Source organism: Micromonospora sp. NPDC005215 (assembly GCF_040607915.1).
Taxonomy (GTDB): Bacteria; Actinomycetota; Actinomycetes; order Mycobacteriales; family Micromonosporaceae; genus Micromonospora.
In genome coordinates this window covers 82,741-98,361 of record NZ_JBEXHQ010000014.1, presented here as the reverse complement: position 1 = coordinate 98,361, position 15,621 = coordinate 82,741, and the positions used below count along the sequence as shown (strand labels likewise).

Genomic DNA, 15,621 nt, shown 5'->3' with positions numbered 1-15,621 from the left:
CCGGAGGGATTCGTCGTGTCGCACCCCGAATCGGCATCGGCCCGCCGGCCTGCCGTCGTCCTGTCGGCCGCAACCGTGCTGTGGGTGATGGCGTTGGCCTCGCTCGTCTACACAGTGGTCGACCTGATGGTGCTGGGCGGGACTGTCGACGCGTTCCGCTCCGCCGCCCGGGACACCTCGGCCAGCCCGGAGCAGATCGACGACGTGGTGACCCTGCTCCGCGCGTCCGCCGTGCTGTCGGCGGTGGTGGCGGCGCTCTCGGCGCCGGTGCTCGCCGGCCTGGCCCTCGGGCTGCTGGCGGCTCGCAACGGCGTCCGGGTGGCCACCTGGGTGGTCTGTGGGCTCGGCGTGTTCGGCGGCTGTTGCAGCGTCGCGGTGCTCATCGGTGAACGGGCCGCGCCACTGCAACTGGGCGCCGACGACCAGGCTCTCGCCGAGTTGCTGGGCCTGATCGGCGACGCGTACCCGTCCTGGTGGATCCCGCTCAACGCCGGGCTTTCCGTCGGGCAGGGGCTCGGTTACCTTGTAGTAGCTGCGCTGCTGGCCCTGCCGGCGGCGAACGCCTGGTTCGGTCGCCGCCGCTCGATCGCGCCGACGCCACCATCCGTGCCGCCCGCGTTCACGTCCGCCCCGCACCAACCGCCGTCGGCGCCGCCCGCGCCCCCGTACCCGCCCAGGTGAGGACCTCCCCGTGCCGCTCGACCCCACCACTGCCGAGCGTCGAGCCCTGATCACCGGGGCCACCGCCGGCATCGGCGCGGCGTTCGCCCGGCGGCTGGCCGCCGACGGTTGGCACCTGGTGCTCGTCGCCCGCGACGCGGCCCGGTTGGCCGAGCTGGCCGGCGAGTTGGGTTCCGCCCACGGCCGCGAAATGGAGACGATCCCGGCGGATCTGTCCACCGACGACGGGTGCGCCATCGTGGAGCGACGACTCGCCGACAACGGCCCCGTGCACCTGTTGGTCAACAATGCCGGGATCAGCTTGAACAAACCGTTCCTGCGTTCCACCGCGGAGGACGAGGCGCGCCTGTTGCGGCTCAACGTGCACGCGGTCATGCGGCTGACCCTGGCGGCGTTGCGACCGATGACCGAACGCCGAAATGGGGCAGTGATAAATGTCTCTTCGGTTGCTGGGTTCGGTACGGCGATGCCCGGTTCGACGTACTCGGCCAGCAAGGCGTGGGTCACCAACTTCAGCGAGTCCATTGGTCTGTCCGCCCGGCCGTTCGGGGTCCGGGTGATGGCCCTCTGCCCCGGCTACACGCGCACCGAGTTCCACGAGCGGGCCGGCATCAACATGTCCAAGACGCCCGAGTGGCTGTGGCTGCGGGCCGAGGATGTGGTTGACGAAGCCCTGCGTGACCTGGGCAAAGGCAAGATGGTCAGTGTCCCGGCATGGAAGTACAAGGTGGTCGTCGCCGGCATGCGGCATGCGCCGCGTCGACTGCTCCAGGCGGTCGCCCGCGACACTCGCGGCCGGATCGGCCGCGACGAGCGCTGAGCCTCGACAGGCCCGCCGGCCCCCGGCGGTCAATGCGGAGACGTTGGCGCGCCGCTGTCAGCACAGTCGCTGAGCGTAGTCGAACATCGCCAACCATCGGTCCCTCGCCGGGCTGGTCAGGGTGGACCCCACACACGCCGTTCAGACTTGCGCAGTAACCTCTATCGCCATGGGGGACCACGACGACCTGCGTAAATTCATTACCGACCTGGCCGTGGTCCACGGGCGGGTCGTGCTCTCCTCGGGGCGTGAGGCAGACTGGTACGTGGATCTGCGGCGCGTCACGCTCCATCACCAGGCCGCTCCTCTGGTTGGCCGGGTGTTGCTCGACCTCACCGCCGACTGGGATTACGCCGCTGTCGGCGGCCTCACTTTGGGCGCGGATCCCGTCGCGCTCTCGATGCTGCACGCCGCCGCTCCGACCGGCCGTGCCCTGGACGCCTTTGTGGTGCGCAAGGCGGGCAAGGCACACGGTCTGCAACGGCGGATCGAGGGACCGGAGGTGGCCGGCCGCCGCGTGTTGGCGGTGGAGGATACGTCCACGACGGGCGGAAGTGTGTTGACCGCTGTCGAGGCGCTTCGCGAGGCCGGGGCGGAAGTCGTGGGCGTGGCGGTTATTGTTGATCGAGGCGCCGGCGACGCGGTGCGAGCCGCCGGATTGCCTTACCGGGCGGCCTATACGTTGGCTGACCTCGGCCTTGTGGCGTAAAAGACTGCCGATTCGGATCTGCTGATATGCAGGCGGATCGATGCTGCTGGTGGAAGGATGGAATACGTGGGAACTGCGTTGGCCGAAATGACTATGCCTCAGATCTCGCCGCTTAACGGCGAGCCGATCGAACGTGCCGATGCCGAGCGTCTCGCCGGGGTCCTCAAGGCCCTTGCGGATCCTGCTCGGCTGCGGCTGCTCAGCCTGATCCAGTCGGCCCCAGAGGGCGAGGCGTGCGTCTGTGACCTGACGGCGCCGCTCGGCCTCTCTCAGCCGACGGTCAGTCATCACCTGCGTATCCTCACCGAGGCGGGCTTGCTGCAGCGGGAGAAGCGCGGTGTCTGGGCGTACTACAGCCTGGTCCCGAGTGCGATCGCGACGATCGCCGACCTGCTGACCCCGCCGCGTAAGCGGGCCACCAAGAAGGCCCGCTGACGTAGGCACTGCACGCCGTCCCGCGCCGGGACGGCGTCCGGTGGCGAGCCAGGGGTGGCGCCATCGGTGGATAACACCTGCTCGTCCCCGGCCGCACCGCCGGAGGCCGGGTCCGACATGCCGACGGCCGACCCCCGCACCAGGGGGCCGGCCGTCGTCGTCGTACCTGGGCTCAGTGGTCCTGGCCGTGCTCCGGGCGGTGCCGGCCGTGCTGGTGCCGGTCGTGGTCGAACGCCTCGCGGGCCGCCTCCACCGCGCCGGCCGCGCTGGCCGCCGCGACCACCGCGACCGCCTCGCCGCGCCTACGAGCACGCCGGTCGCGGAGGAACTCGAAGAAGATCGGCAACACCGAGATCAGGATGATCAGGGCCACCACCGGCAGGATGTAGCGGTCGATCTTGTCGCCGATGGCGTCGTAGATCTGCTCGGCGAGCAGGTAGCCGATCAGCAGGATGCCGTCCACCCAGAGCACCGCGCCGACGATGTTCCAAAGCAGGAACTTCCGGGCCGGCATGCCGAGCGCGCCCGCGACCGGGTTGAGGAACGTCCGGACGATCGGAATGAAGCGCGCCAGCACCACGGCCTTCGCCGGGCCAAACTTCTGGAAGTAGTACTCGGCCTTCTCCACGTACTCCTTCTTGAAGAGCCGGGAGTTCGGTCGCTCGAACATCGGCCGGCCATACCGGGCGCCGAGCCAGTGCCCCACCTGCGCACCGACGATCGCGCAGATCGGTCCGCCGATCAGCAGGCCGGCAAGGGAAAGCCGGGTGCCGTCGCCGAAGATCGCGTCCGCCACCGGGGACGCGGCCACGCCAGCGAGGAACAGCAGCGAGTCGCCCGGGAAGAAGAAGCCCACCAGCAGGCCAGTTTCGGCAAAGAGGATCACCCACACGCCGATCAGCCCGAAGGTCTGCAACAGATCCTTGGGATCGAGCGGGTTCAGGGCGACGCTCTCCACGAGAGCGCGGGTCTTCTCAGCTGTGTCCACGGCCACAAAGGGTACCGAAGCCCAGGGTCCCGGCCACGCCGGACCGGTCGCGTACCACCCGCCCGCGTAGTGGAGTCCGGTCAGCTCTGCTGGTGAACGAGCGGACCGCACCCAGCCACTACCTGGAGGCGGACCCGAAGCTCGCCCCGGAGTTCCTGACCGCGCTGCGCGAGGATCGGCTCGGCGACTGGGTGGCCCGTCACCCTAAGCTGGTGGACGGCGCCCGCTGAACGCTCAGCGGTAGTCGTCCTCGTCTCCGGTGACCACCCGGGCCTGCTCCATCGCGTCCCAGTCGTCCACCTCGAGGCCGCGCTGCGGCGCATCGTCGCCGTCGACGGGGCCGGCCGCGGTGGCCTGCTCGACGGCGTCCGCCGGCTCCGCCTCGGGGTTGCGTTCGTCCGGGGCGAGGTGGTCGCCGGGGGCGAAGTCCTCATCGGGCTGACCCATCATCCCTCCCGGGGCTCGGGGCACGGTTCCCACCCACCGTACGGGCTGACCCCGCACCGCGCCCGGAAGCGGAGTAGGCGGAATCAGCCCTCGACGACGCGGCCCGATGCCAGGATGGTGCGGTGGGCTTTCTCATCCGACTGGCGATCACCGCTGTCGCTCTGTGGATAACCACGCTGATCGTGCCCGGGGTCGACGTGCACGGTCGCTCGGGTGGCAACACCGTTCTCACCCTGATCGTGGTGGCGCTGATCTTCGGCGTGATCAACGCGGTGCTCAAACCGATCATCCGCGTGGTCGGCTGCGTGTTCTACCTGCTGACCCTGGGCCTGTTCGCACTGGTGGTCAACGCGTTGCTGTTCCTGCTCACCGACCGGGTCGCCCGCGGGTTCGACCTGCCGTTCCAGGTGGACGGTTTCTGGGCGGCGTTCTGGGGAGCCATCGTGATGACAGTGGTCACCTGGCTGATCAGCGTCATCGTGCCGGACAACCTGGACCGCCGGTGAACGGCTGGCACCCGGGTCGGTTGTTCCGGCACACCTCACCTACGGGATACTGCCGGGCGGAGGACAGCGCGGTCCGGCGCACAAATGAACAACAGCGGCCAGCACGGCCGAGAGTGGTAAGTAAGGAGCGCATCACATGCCCATCGCTTCCCCCGAGGCCTACGCGGAGATGCTGGACCGCGCCAAGGCTGGCCGGTACGCGTACCCCGCGATCAACGTGACCTCCTCGCAGACGCTGAACGCGGCGCTCAAGGGCTTTGCCGACGCGGAGAGCGACGGCATCATCCAGGTCTCCACCGGTGGTGCCGAATACCTTTCCGGCCCCTCGATCAAGGACATGGTCACCGGCGCCGTGGCGTTCGCCGCGTACGCGCACGAGGTCGCCAAGAAGTACTCGGTCAACGTCGCCCTGCACACCGACCACTGCCCGAAGGACAAGCTGGACAAGTTCGTCCGTCCGCTGATGGGCATCTCGCAGGAGCGGGTGAAGCGCGGCGAGGAGCCGCTGTACCAGTCGCACATGTGGGACGGCTCGGCCGTGCCGGTCGCCGAGAACCTCCAGATCGCCGCCCAGCTCCTCGACGAGGCCGCCAAGGCCAAGATCGTCCTGGAGATCGAGGTCGGCGTGGTCGGTGGCGAGGAGGACGGCGTCGAGAACGCCATCAACGACAAGCTCTACACCACCACCGATGACGGCCTGGCCATGGTCGAGGCGCTCGGCCTCGGCGAGAAGGGCCGCTACATGGCGGCGCTGACCTTCGGCAACGTGCACGGCGTCTACAAGCCGGGCAACGTCAAGCTGCGTCCGGAGATCCTCAAGCAGATCCAGGACGCCGTCGGCGCCAAGTACGGCCAGGACAAGCCGCTCAGCCTGGTCTTCCACGGCGGCTCGGGCTCCCTGCTGAGCGAGATCCGCGAGGCTCTCGACTACGGCGTGGTGAAGATGAACATCGACACCGACACCCAGTACGCCTTCACCCGGCCCGTCGCGGACCACATGCTCCGCAACTACGACGGCGTGCTGAAGATCGACGGCGAGGTCGGCAACAAGAAGCTGTACGACCCGCGCGCCTGGGGCAAGGCCGCCGAGGCCGGCCTGGCCGCCCGGGTCGTCGAGGCGTGCGAGCACCTGCGCTCCACCGGCACCACGATGACCAAGTAACGACGCACCACCAGCGGCCGGCTTTCCCTCGCGGGGAGCCGGCCGTCGTCGTTCAGGCGGTGAGCAGGCGGACGGCCTCGCGTACGTCGTCGGTGAGATGGATCGTCGACGACAGGTCACCGAACGGCGACGCGGCAAGCAGCGGACGCAGCAACGCCTCCACCGGCAGCTCGGATGTCCAGTAGCCGCGGTCCAGGAAGATGTACGCCCCGCTGGCGCCGTCGGTGCCGTAGTAGGTCTTGGTGGCCGCCTGGAACACCTCCTGCACCGTGCCCGCCCGCCCCGGCGCGAAGACGATGCCGCCCCGGGCGAGCCGCAGGATGGTGTCCTCCCGGATCGCGTTGGAGAAGTACTTGGCGATCCGCCCGGCGAACAGGTTCGCCGGCTCGTGCCCGTAAAGCCAGGTCGGAATGGCCAGGCCACCGGCCCGCGCCCAGGCGAGGTCGTCACCACGTTGCCGGGGCACGCCCGCGTAGCGCTGCCGCACCGTCAACGCCGTGGCCGTGTACCGGTGGTGGTCGGTGAAGTCGGGCGCGCCGGCCAACAGGTCGATCGCCTCGGTCAACTCGGCCGCCGGCCGGTCCGCCAGGTAGGCGCCGAGATTCGCCGCCTCCATCACCCCCGGACCGCCGCCGGTCACCACCAGCCGGTCGGCCCGCGCCAGCTCCCAACCCAGCACGGCAGCCATCCGGTACGGCGGACTGCCACGCCGCACCGCGTGCCCACCCATGATGCCCACCACCGACTGCGGCCCGTGTCGGGCCAGCCAGACCCGGGTGGCGTCGGTCAGCGCATTGTCCACGCCGTGGTCGTGCAGCCGCTGACCCAGCGCCTCCTTGACGTCGGGCAACGCGCCGCCGTGCGCCCGGTAGTGGTCGTACACCCGGGTGTCGTACATCCCGGTGAACCCGCCCTCGGCGAACCCGGCCGCCAACTCCTCCGGGGTGTAGAGGTGCGACGGCTGGGTCGGGTACGGCAGCCCCGAGAACGGCGGCACCACGTTCGCGCCGCGCCGGACCAGGTCGGCCCCGACGTCCCGGGAGGCGAACCGGCATCCCACGAAGAGCGTGCCGGCGACCTCGATGCCGGTGAGGTCGGGCACCGGCGCCAGATCGAGGCGGAGGCCCTGCACGGTCAGCCCGGTCAGTCGGCCGGTGGCCAACTGCCTGTCGAACTCGTCGCGGGTCTGGATCTCGTCGGCGTGCAGGTGCGGCTCGAGGATGTCCGCGGGAGGTGGGGTCGGCACCCGGCCATCCTGCCCGTCCGCCGGGGGCGGCCAAACCTCGGGCCTGGGGTGCAACCGACAGGAGCCCGGTGACCGTGGCCACCGGGCTCCTGCGTAACCGGTTCCTGGGGAGGCTCCGGACCATTAGTTGTAGTGGAAAACACTTGGCAGCGGCATAGGCCGCAGGCGTGACCAACTCCTCAGCCGTTCAGCGGAACGCGTCGGCCGACCCGCTCGCGTGTCGCCCTTCCCAGCGGGTTGAATGGGGCGATGCAGAACCTTTTGCCAGAGCCACCGGCCACCCGCCTGCCCGCGAACGACGAGGCCGACGCCGCCCTGGCTGCCGCCGAGGAGGCCGGCACCGATGAGGCGTTCGCCAGCGTGGCGGCCCGCTTCCCCACCTTCAGCCCGGCCTGGGCGGAGCTTGCCGCCCGGTCGTTCGCGCAGGACCAGGTGGTGACGGCGTACGCCTACGCGCGCACCGGCTACCACCGGGGCCTCGACCAGCTGCGCCGCAGCGGGTGGAAGGGGCACGGCCCGGTGCCGTGGTCACACGAGCCCAACCGGGGCTTCCTCCGCTGCCTCTACGTGCTGTCCCGAGCCGCGGACGAGATCGGCGAGGCCGACGAGGCGGCCCGTTGCGCCCAGTTCCTGCGTGACTGCGACCCGGAAGCGGCGGACGCGCTGGCGAGCAACTGATCCCGATCCGACGGCCGGCCCGACATCGGGCCGGCCGTCGTTGGCTTACAGCCCTTCGGCGACCGCGGCGGCGATCTTCAGCCAGGCGTCCCGGGTGGCCGCGGAGAGTCCGCCGTACCGGATCGGCTCACCCGTGTCGATGAGCCGCTCGTACGGGGCCAGCAGCACCGCCCGGGTGCGGGCCGCGAAGTGCTCCTGGATGGCCGGCAGGTCGATCTCCTTGCGCGACGGTGGCATCGACACCACCGTCACGGCCTGGCGGACCAGCCGCTGCCGGCCGCTCTGCTCCAGGTGGTCGAGCATCCGGGCGGCGGTCTCCGCGGAGTCGTTACGGGCCGACATGGTGACCACCAACTGGTCGGTGGCGTCCATCGAGGCCTGCCAGTTCTGCGCCCGGACGTTGTTGCCGGTGTCCACGAAGATCAGCTTGTAGAAGCGGCTGACCACCTCACGGATCTCGGCGAACGCGGCCGCGGTCAGCATCTCGCCGCCGGTAGCCGACTCGTCCGAGGCCAGCACGTCGAACATGCCCTCGCCCTGCGAGCGGACGTACTGCGACAGGTCACCGACCCGCCCGTGGGCGCCCTGGAACTGCCCGAGATCCCGCAGCATGTCCCGCACGGTGCGGGAGTGGAAATCCTGCTGGGCACGCATCCCCAGGGTGCCCTGGGTCTCGTTGTTGTCCCAGGCCAGTACGTAACCACCGCGCTTCTGGCCGAACGTCATGGCGAGCAGCAGGATGGCCACCGTCTTGCCGGCGCCGCCCTTCGGGTTGACCACTGTCACCTGCCGCAGCCCGCCGAAGTTGCGGCGCACCATCTCGATGTCCCGCTTGAGTTCCTGCTCGTGCCGCCCCGGAGACAGCCGCAGCAGCCCCATCCTGTTGACCACCGCGCGGACACCCATTGTCGCCACCGGGTCGGCGGGCCGGACCTGCCGGCGCCGGGTGAAGTCCTCGGCGGTCGGTACCGCGGTCTCCTCCGGCGTCCAGCTCGCGTCCGGGTACGCGGTCGCATCCGGGTACCCGGCGGCGGGCACCCGGGTCACCCCCTCGGCTTCCTGATAGGGCTGCCCGGGCTGGACGCCGGGCGCGCCCTGCTGCCACGGCGGTGGGTACCAACCCGGGGACGGCGGAAACGGCCCGGGCGGTGTGGTCGCCGGCCCGGCCTGCGGGGGAGCCTGCTGCGGCAGGTTGCCGAACTGCGTCAGGTCTGGCGGCGGCGGGATGTGCCCAGGACCGGCCTGACCGGGGATCACCGGGGTGAACGACTGTCCCGGGTACGCCGGACCGCTACCGGAGTGCGGCGGCTGCGGTCCCGGCGTCGCGGGAGGCGGTGGCGTCGCGGCGGCGGCCTCGTCGTGGGCCGGTGCGGGCGCTCCGGCGGGGCGTTGCGGCGGATAGGCCCACGGCGACTCGGTGGGTCGTCCCACCCCGCCGACAGATCCGTCCCCTCCGGTGCCGTCGACCTGCGACGCCGGCCCTGTCGCTGGGGGGCCGGCTGCCGCGGGTCCGGCCGGTGCCGAGTCTGCCGAGGCCGGGCTTACGCCGTTCGGGCGGTCGGAGGGCGTGCGCGCTGCGGTGGGGCGGTCGGTGGGCGTCGAGGCCGCGGTGGGGTGATCCAGGGTGAACGGCAGGTCCAGGTCGACACCACCCGGGGGGATCGGCGAGGCCGCGCCGGTGGCGGGGGTGCCACTGCCGGCCGGGCCGCCGTTGCTCCCGGGAGCGCTGGTTGCCGGGGTGCCGGTTGCCGCCGCTGGCGTGCCCGGTGCCGCTGGCGTGCTCGGGGTGAGCGGCGTGCCCGGTGCCGGTGGCGTGCTCCGGGTGAGCGGCGTGCCCGGTGCCGCTGGCGTGCCCGAAGTCAGCGGCGTCCCCGGTGCCGGCCCGGCCGCTGGTGCCGCCGGGTCAGCCGGTGGCCAACTCGGCTGTGCTGGCGCCCAGCCGGACGCGGCGGCGGACGAGTTGCCGACGCCCCAGCCGCCGGGCGCCGGGACGGCACCGGAGAGCGACGGGTAGTCGGACGGCGAAGGCGGCGGTTGGGCCGGGGCCCCGGGTTGCCCGGGAACCGGCGGCCGGCTGATCGGCGGCGCGGCCACCGGCGGCGTCACCGGCCCCGGCGCGGCCGACGACGGCGCACCCCGCTGTTGGGCGACCGCCGCCCACGGCGGCACCGCGTTACCCGTGCCGCGGTCGGCCGGATCCGGTGGCCAGAGTGGTTCGATGTCCCGCTCTGGCACCGGCTGCTGGCCGTGCACCTGCGCCCGGTCGGCGTTCTCGTCCATTACGGCCCCTCCCAGTCCTCCTGCGAGGATAGGCCCATCCGCCCGGACGGGGCCGTCGGCGCAACCGGGCCGCCGCTCGGCGCAGCCCAGGATCAGATCGACCAGACCGCCCAGGCGCCCGGCTCGATCCACCAGGAACGCTTCCGGGTCAGCTCACCCTCGACACCATCGTCGAGGTATGGGACCTTCCCCTCCCGGGGCAGCACCGAAACGGCCCGCCCTCGGGCCCGCCGCACCTCCAGGCGTACCCGCTTGCGGCCCAGCGCCGAGCGGACGAGCACCGGCACGGCCACCGCGACCTCGATCTGGCCGTCGGCCGGGTCCGGCGCGGTCAGCAGCACCACGTCGTCGAGCGTCGCGTACCCGCCGGCGTTGCCGACCACGCAGGCCAGCAGCGGTTCGTCACCGTTGGTGAGGATGGTGTCGTCCACCTCCACCCGGGCGCGCCAGTGCAGCGGCTGGCCGGCCTCGTCGGCGGCGCCGAGCAGCGCGCCGTCCAGGGTCACCGATCCGCCGTCGTTGCGCAGCAGGTCGAGTCGCCGTGCCGTGCCATCCACCACCGCCGCGGCCACCGCCGCCGGGTCACGCGGCAGCCCGAGCTGCGCCGCCAGGTCCCGGTGGGTGCCGCCCCGGGCCGGATCGAGCGGGAGTACGGCCACCGGCGGCAGGTCGGGCAGTGTGCGGTTGCCGGGCAGATCCGCCGGTCGCCTGCTCGGCGCTGGCGCGTACCGCCGGACCAGTCGGCGCAGCACGGCGCGCAACTGCCCGTCGCTCGCCGTGGCGACGACCAGCCGGGTCTTGCCGTCCAGGTCGGGCCAGGTGAGGCCGTCCGGGCGGGCGGGACCGTCGAGCCGGGCCAACACCGCGTCGATCTCCGCGTCGGAGCGGGCGGTGACCATCTCCACCCGGGCACCCCGGGCGATCAGCGCGTCGGAGCAGGCCAGCACCGGCACCCGGGGCCGCTCGGTGGCGCACCGCTCGGTGTCGCCGCTGGTCTGGGCCTGGGAAGCCTGGCCGCTGTCGGTCTGGGTCGTCGGGTCGGTTGCGGCCTCGGTCGCACCGCCGCAGCAGGCCCCGCCGCTGCCACAGCCCCCGGGAGCGTCCCGCTCCGAACCGAGGGTGAGCAGCACCACGTCGTACACGGAAGGAGCCTCCTGCCTCTCGACGCGACCCCTGCCGGCCACGCCGTCACTACTTGTTAACCTGACACCCCGGGCTCGCCAACCGGTCGCCACCTGGCACCCGAGCCTTCTGGAGGCGGAAAAGATGCCAGCGATCGTGCTCATCGGCGCTCAGTGGGGCGACGAGGGCAAGGGCAAGGTTACCGACCTGCTGGGTGAGCGGGTCGACTACGTCGTGCGCTACTCCGGTGGCAACAATGCCGGCCACACGGTGATCACCCCTGACGGCCAGAAGTACGCGCTGCACCTGATGCCGTCCGGCGCGCTCTCGCCGAACGCGATGATCGTCATCGGCAACGGTGTGGTGGTCGACCCGAAGGTGCTGCTCGCCGAGATCGACGGCCTGGCCGAGCGCGGCGTCGACGTGTCCCGACTACGGATCTCCGGTGACGCGCACCTGATCATGCCGCACCACCGGGCACTGGACCGGGTGATCGAGCGCTATCTCGGCTCGTCGCGGATCGGCACGACCGGCCGGGGCATCGGCCCGGCGTACGGCGACAAGGTCGCTCGGATCGGCATCCGGCTGCAGGACCTGCTCGACCCGGGCATCCTGCGGAAGAAGCTGGAGCTCGCACTGCGCGAGAAGAACCAGATCCTGTTCAAGGTCTACAACCGCAAGGCGATCGACCTTGAGGCGACGGTCGAGGAGTACCTGGCGTACGCCGAGCGGCTCAAGCCGTACATCGCGGAGACCCGGGCAATGCTCTGGGACGCCCTGGACCGGGGCGACACGGTGCTGCTGGAGGGCGCGCAGGCCACCATGCTCGACATGGACCACGGCACGTACCCCTTCGTGACCTCGTCCAACCCGACCGCCGGTGGTGCCTGCGTGGGTGCCGGCATCCCGCCGACCGCGATCAACAAGGTGATCGCGGTGAGCAAGGCGTACACCACCCGGGTCGGCGCGGGACCGTTCCCGACCGAGCTGTTCGACGCCAACGGCGATCACCTGCGCAAGATCGGTGCGGAGTACGGCACCACCACCGGGCGGGAGCGTCGTTGTGGCTGGTTCGACGCGGTCGTCGCCCGGTACGCCTGCCGCCTCAACGGCGTGACCGACCTGGTCATCACCAAACTGGACGTGCTCACCGGCCTGCCCAAGGTGCCGCTCTGCGTCGGCTACGAGATCAACGGCGTCCGGGTCGACGACATGCCGATGAGCCAGACGGACTTCCACCACGCCACGCCCGTCTACGAGGAACTCGACGGCTGGTGGGAGGACATCACCAAGGCACGAACCGCCGAAGACCTACCGGAGAACGCCCGCCGGTACATCGCTCGGGTAGAGGAACTCTGCAACACCAGGGTGAGCGTCGTGGGCGTAGGCCCCGGCCGCGAGGAGAACGTGGTCCTCCACCCCCTCCTCCCCTGACCCCCACCCCACCCTCCCTCCCTCCCTGCCCCCACCCACCAAGCCCTGGTTGATCAAGAGGTTTGCGTCAAAATTCCGCCCGTGGCTGACGCGAACCTCTTGATCACCGGGGGGTGGGGTGCGGGTTGTGCACAGGGGGGGCCGGGGTTATGCACAGGGGCGGCGGTGGGGCGGGTGGGGCGGGCAGGGTGTGCGTGTGGGACCGCATCAGCTTCTTCGCGATATCGCCGCCCGGCAGGACGGCATGGTCACCTTCAGGCAGGCGTTGCGGGCCGGTCTGAGCAAGGACCAGGTCCGGCAGTTGCACCGGTCCGGCAGGTGGCAACGGCTGCTGCGCGGCTGCTTTGTGCCGGATGCGGAGCTGAGCGAGTCGACCCGACGGCGGGCGCGGATTCGCGCTGCGGTCGTGAGCCTCGGGCCAGGCAGCTTCGCTGTTCTGGACACTGCGCTGGAGTTGCATGGCATCGCAGGCCTTCGCGGGACCGCACAGGTCCACGTTTCGGTGCCGATTGATCGACCCCGGCCACAGCGCGCTCTGGCACCGTGGCTGACTGTGCATCAGATGACCGTTGGCCTGGACGACGTCGCCGAAGTTGCTGGTGTGCGCGCGACCTCTCCGCTCCGCACCGTCGCCGACGTCCTTCTTCGTGTCGATCGTTACCCGGCCGTCTCGGTCCTCGACTCGGCGCTCAACCAGGGCCGCATCAATCCCGCACAACTGGCGGTGATCCCGAGGCTCATCAGGGGACGACGGGGTGCGGTCGCGGCGCGCGCCTGCCTGGCCGAGGCGGACGGGCGGGCGCAGTCGCCGTTGGAGACTCGTAGCCGGCTGCGGTGTGTGGACGGCCGGGTGCCACCGGACACGCTCCAGTTGCAGGTCCGCGACGACGACGGATACCTGCTCGGCATCGGTGACCTGGGCTGGCGTGGTCCACGGGTGATCGCTGAAGCCGACGGCCGAGACGCACACGGCACGGCGGAGGCTGTCTTCGCTGACCGTCGTCGGCAGAACCGCCTGGTCAACGCGGGCTGGACCGTCCTCCGCTTCACCTGGCAGGACACCCTCCACCCCAATTACATCCCCCACACCGTCCGCGAGGCGATCGCAGCGGCACACCGCAGGTGATCAAGAGGTTTGCGTCAGATACGCGCCGATCGATGACACAAACCTCTTGATCGACGCCGGGCCGGCGAGGGCGGGCCGGCGACGGCGGGCCGGCGAGGGCGGGCCGGGGCGGGGTGAGGGAGTGGGGGCCGGGGGGTGAGTGGGGGCGGGGTGAGTGGGGGTGGGGACAGTAGGATCTGGGTTGTGCGGGTTCTCTTGGTGGGTGGTGGCGGGCGGGAGCATGCGCTCGCTCTCGGGTTGGCTGCGGATCCGGCTGTTTCGGCGCTGATTGCCGCGCCTGGCAACCCGGGGATCGGCTCGGTCGCCGAGCTGCGGACCGTGACTCCGACGGATCCGGCCGCGGTCGCGGCGTTGGCCGTGGAGACCTCCGCCGACCTGGTGGTGATCGGCCCGGAGGCGCCGCTGGTCGCCGGGGTCGCCGACGCGCTACGCGCCAAGGGGATCGCCGTGTTCGGCCCCTCCGGTGCGGCCGCTCAGCTGGAGGGTTCCAAGGCGTTCGCCAAGGACGTGATGACCGCCGCCGGCGTGCCGACCGCCCGGGCGTACGTCTGCACGGACGAGGAGAGCACCGCTCGGGCGCTGGACGAGTTCGGTGCCCCGTACGTGGTGAAGGACGACGGTCTCGCCGCCGGCAAGGGTGTGGTGGTGACCGACGACCGGTCCGCCGCGCTGGCGCACGCCGCCGAGTGTGGACGGGTCGTGATCGAGGAGTTCCTCGACGGCCCGGAGGTCAGCCTCTTCGTGGTGACCGACGGAGAGGCGGCGTTGCCGCTGCTGCCGGCGCAGGACTTCAAGCGGCTCGGCGACGGCGACACCGGGCCGAACACCGGCGGCATGGGAGCGTACGCACCGCTGGCCTGGACCACGTCCGGCCTGGTCGACGACGTCATGCGCGACGTGGTCCACCCCACCCTGGCCGAGATGCGCCGCCGGGGCACTCCGTTCGCCGGCCTGCTCTACGTCGGGCTCGCGATCACCGCCGCCGGTCCGCGGGTGATCGAGTTCAACGCGCGCTTCGGTGACCCGGAGACGCAGGTGGTGCTCGCGCTCCTGGAGACTCCGCTGGGCGGGCTGCTGCACGCGGCGGCCACCGGCACGCTGGCCGAGCATCCGCCGCTGCGCTGGCGGGACGGCAGCGCTGTCACCGTGGTGCTCGCCGCCCCGGGCTACCCGGCCGCACCGCGAACCGGCGACGTCATCACCGGCGCGGACCGACCGGGCATCATCCACGCGGGCACCGCCCGCCGGGCCAGTGACGGCGCGTTGCTCTCCGCTGGCGGCCGGGTCCTCTGCGGTACGGCCACCGGCTCCGACCTGGCCGCCGCGCGGGACGCCGCGTACGCGCTCGTGGACGGGGTGGAGTTGGCCGGCTCGCAGCACCGCACCGACATCGCCGCCGCCGCGCTCGACGGCCGGATCACGATCCCCCGCTGAACGGGGCACCCTGCCGGTTCGTCCGGGCCGCGTGACGATCCGGGCTTCCGGCCGACCACGGGCCAATCCATCTGTGACGCTGGATGGCCCGCGCTGGTGGCAACTGGCACAATCACGCAGTGGCTGAGGAAGCTTATCTGCAGATGGTTCAGTCCGTGATCACACGGCTGTCGACGCAGTCGACGGCAGTGAAGACCTGGTGCGTGACGGTGACCGCCGCGCTGCTCGGGTTCGGGGCGAAGGCCGACACTATCGTCGTGGTGCTCATCGCGTTCTACGTCATTGTCGCATTCGCGATACTCGACGCCTATTACCTCTGCCTGGAACGCGCATACCGCGCCCTCTACCGTGACGCTGTCAGTCAGGCGACAGCCAGCTGGATTTTGACCATTGATGGTCCCCGAATTGTCGATGTGGCTCGCGCCCTCCGCAGTCCGTCGGTCGCGCTGATCTATGGATCGTCCTTCCTGGCAATTCTCAGCGTCGGTGCCTACCTCGCTTTCGCCGGATGAGCCGAACCTGGCCGCCGACCGGCTGAACCTTCTCGCTCCTG

At 71.1% G+C, this 15,621-nt stretch carries 17 protein-coding genes and 1 pseudogene; 13 read left to right on the top strand and 5 right to left on the bottom strand.

Annotation, left to right across the window (positions count from 1 at the left end; translation table 11 throughout):
• Positions 1–15 precede the first annotated feature (15 nt).
• The 4 genes from ABZU25_RS13750 to ABZU25_RS13735 all read left to right on the top strand — a co-directional run bounded on the left by ABZU25_RS13750 (position 16) and on the right by ABZU25_RS13735 (position 2,645).
• Positions 16–681 carry a hypothetical protein gene (locus ABZU25_RS13750; protein ID WP_355029654.1) on the top strand — a complete coding sequence of 222 codons (666 nt, stop codon included), beginning with the start codon at positions 16–18 and terminating at the stop codon, positions 679–681.
• A gap of 10 nt (positions 682–691) precedes the next feature.
• Entirely contained in the window at positions 692–1,501 is an 810-nt protein-coding gene (locus ABZU25_RS13745; RefSeq protein ID WP_355029653.1) for an SDR family oxidoreductase, read from the top strand.
• Positions 1,502–1,670: 169 nt separating this feature from the next.
• The gene (locus tag ABZU25_RS13740) at positions 1,671–2,210 is read left to right on the top strand and encodes an orotate phosphoribosyltransferase (protein WP_355029652.1); all 540 of its coding nucleotides are present in this window, start codon (positions 1,671–1,673) and stop codon (positions 2,208–2,210) included.
• Between the two features lie 57 nt (positions 2,211–2,267).
• On the top strand, positions 2,268–2,645 hold the full coding sequence (locus tag ABZU25_RS13735) for a metalloregulator ArsR/SmtB family transcription factor (RefSeq protein WP_030332125.1): 378 nt from the start codon (positions 2,268–2,270) through the stop codon (positions 2,643–2,645).
• A gap of 172 nt (positions 2,646–2,817) precedes the next feature.
• Here the strand turns inward: ABZU25_RS13735 and ABZU25_RS13730 are convergent, their stop codons facing one another.
• Positions 2,818–3,639: a DedA family protein gene (locus ABZU25_RS13730; protein ID WP_355029651.1), complete on the bottom strand. Its 822-nt coding sequence runs from the start codon at positions 3,637–3,639 to the stop codon at positions 2,818–2,820.
• A gap of 86 nt (positions 3,640–3,725) precedes the next feature.
• Between ABZU25_RS13730 and ABZU25_RS13725 the strand changes: the two genes are divergently transcribed.
• Positions 3,726–3,863, top strand: coding sequence for a hypothetical protein (locus ABZU25_RS13725; protein WP_355029650.1), 138 nt, complete (start codon positions 3,726–3,728; stop codon positions 3,861–3,863).
• A gap of 4 nt (positions 3,864–3,867) precedes the next feature.
• Here ABZU25_RS13725 and ABZU25_RS13720 read toward each other — a convergent pair whose 3' ends face one another.
• A complete protein-coding gene (locus ABZU25_RS13720; RefSeq protein ID WP_355029649.1) occupies positions 3,868–4,080 on the bottom strand; it encodes a hypothetical protein in 213 nt (70 codons plus the stop codon).
• Between the two features lie 122 nt (positions 4,081–4,202).
• On the opposite strand from ABZU25_RS13720, the gene ABZU25_RS13715 reads away from it, so the two are divergent.
• Together ABZU25_RS13715 and fbaA are read left to right on the top strand one after the other, a co-directional pair.
• Positions 4,203–4,586: a phage holin family protein gene (locus ABZU25_RS13715; protein WP_355029648.1), complete on the top strand. Its 384-nt coding sequence runs from the start codon at positions 4,203–4,205 to the stop codon at positions 4,584–4,586.
• Positions 4,587–4,722: 136 nt separating this feature from the next.
• Entirely contained in the window at positions 4,723–5,748 is a 1,026-nt protein-coding gene (gene fbaA / locus ABZU25_RS13710) for a class II fructose-bisphosphate aldolase (RefSeq protein ID WP_355029647.1), read from the top strand.
• 52 nt (positions 5,749–5,800) lie between these two features.
• Here the strand turns inward: fbaA and ABZU25_RS13705 are convergent, their stop codons facing one another.
• A complete protein-coding gene (locus ABZU25_RS13705; protein WP_355029646.1) occupies positions 5,801–6,994 on the bottom strand; it encodes a hypothetical protein in 1,194 nt (397 codons plus the stop codon).
• Positions 6,995–7,243: 249 nt separating this feature from the next.
• On the opposite strand from ABZU25_RS13705, the gene ABZU25_RS13700 reads away from it, so the two are divergent.
• Positions 7,244–7,672: a DUF3151 domain-containing protein gene (locus ABZU25_RS13700; RefSeq protein ID WP_355029645.1), complete on the top strand. Its 429-nt coding sequence runs from the start codon at positions 7,244–7,246 to the stop codon at positions 7,670–7,672.
• 45 nt (positions 7,673–7,717) lie between these two features.
• Here the strand turns inward: ABZU25_RS13700 and ABZU25_RS13695 are convergent, their stop codons facing one another.
• Together ABZU25_RS13695 and ABZU25_RS13690 are read right to left on the bottom strand one after the other, a co-directional pair.
• On the bottom strand, positions 7,718–9,952 hold the full coding sequence (locus ABZU25_RS13695) for a chromosome partitioning protein (protein ID WP_355029644.1): 2,235 nt from the start codon (positions 9,950–9,952) through the stop codon (positions 7,718–7,720).
• 92 nt (positions 9,953–10,044) lie between these two features.
• Entirely contained in the window at positions 10,045–11,094 is a 1,050-nt protein-coding gene (locus ABZU25_RS13690) for a hypothetical protein (protein ID WP_355029643.1), read from the bottom strand.
• 124 nt (positions 11,095–11,218) lie between these two features.
• Between ABZU25_RS13690 and ABZU25_RS13685 the strand changes: the two genes are divergently transcribed.
• The 5 genes and pseudogenes from ABZU25_RS13685 (at position 11,219) to ABZU25_RS13665 (ending at position 15,580) form a co-directional block, all read left to right on the top strand.
• Complete coding sequence (locus ABZU25_RS13685) at positions 11,219–12,508, top strand: adenylosuccinate synthase (RefSeq protein WP_355029642.1); 1,290 nt, start codon at positions 11,219–11,221, stop codon at positions 12,506–12,508.
• A 118-nt stretch (positions 12,509–12,626) separates the two neighbouring features.
• Positions 12,627–12,842 (top strand): annotated as a pseudogene (locus tag ABZU25_RS13680) (type IV toxin-antitoxin system AbiEi family antitoxin domain-containing protein); the annotation flags it as partial.
• Between the two features lie 228 nt (positions 12,843–13,070).
• Entirely contained in the window at positions 13,071–13,634 is a 564-nt protein-coding gene (locus ABZU25_RS13675; RefSeq protein ID WP_355029698.1) for a DUF559 domain-containing protein, read from the top strand.
• Between the two features lie 183 nt (positions 13,635–13,817).
• Entirely contained in the window at positions 13,818–15,068 is a 1,251-nt protein-coding gene (gene purD, locus ABZU25_RS13670; RefSeq protein ID WP_355029641.1) for a phosphoribosylamine--glycine ligase, read from the top strand.
• Positions 15,069–15,187: 119 nt separating this feature from the next.
• Entirely contained in the window at positions 15,188–15,580 is a 393-nt protein-coding gene (locus tag ABZU25_RS13665; protein WP_355029640.1) for a hypothetical protein, read from the top strand.
• The last annotated feature ends 41 nt before the right edge of the window (positions 15,581–15,621 follow it).

Bases quoted from the DNA above. Each gene is read 5' to 3' on its own strand.
- ABZU25_RS13695 (WP_355029644.1), bottom strand. From the start codon at position 9,952: ATGGACGAGAACGCCGACCGGGCGCAGGTGCACGGCCAGCAGCCGGTG.
- fbaA (WP_355029647.1), top strand. From the start codon at position 4,723: ATGCCCATCGCTTCCCCCGAGGCCTACGCGGAGATGCTGGACCGCGCC.
- ABZU25_RS13675 (WP_355029698.1), top strand. From the start codon at position 13,071: ATGACCGTTGGCCTGGACGACGTCGCCGAAGTTGCTGGTGTGCGCGCG.
- ABZU25_RS13720 (WP_355029649.1), bottom strand. From the start codon at position 4,080: ATGGGTCAGCCCGATGAGGACTTCGCCCCCGGCGACCACCTCGCCCCG.
- ABZU25_RS13700 (WP_355029645.1), top strand. From the start codon at position 7,244: ATGCAGAACCTTTTGCCAGAGCCACCGGCCACCCGCCTGCCCGCGAAC.
- ABZU25_RS13740 (WP_355029652.1), top strand. From the start codon at position 1,671: ATGGGGGACCACGACGACCTGCGTAAATTCATTACCGACCTGGCCGTG.
- ABZU25_RS13685 (WP_355029642.1), top strand. From the start codon at position 11,219: ATGCCAGCGATCGTGCTCATCGGCGCTCAGTGGGGCGACGAGGGCAAG.
- ABZU25_RS13735 (WP_030332125.1), top strand. From the start codon at position 2,268: ATGGAATACGTGGGAACTGCGTTGGCCGAAATGACTATGCCTCAGATC.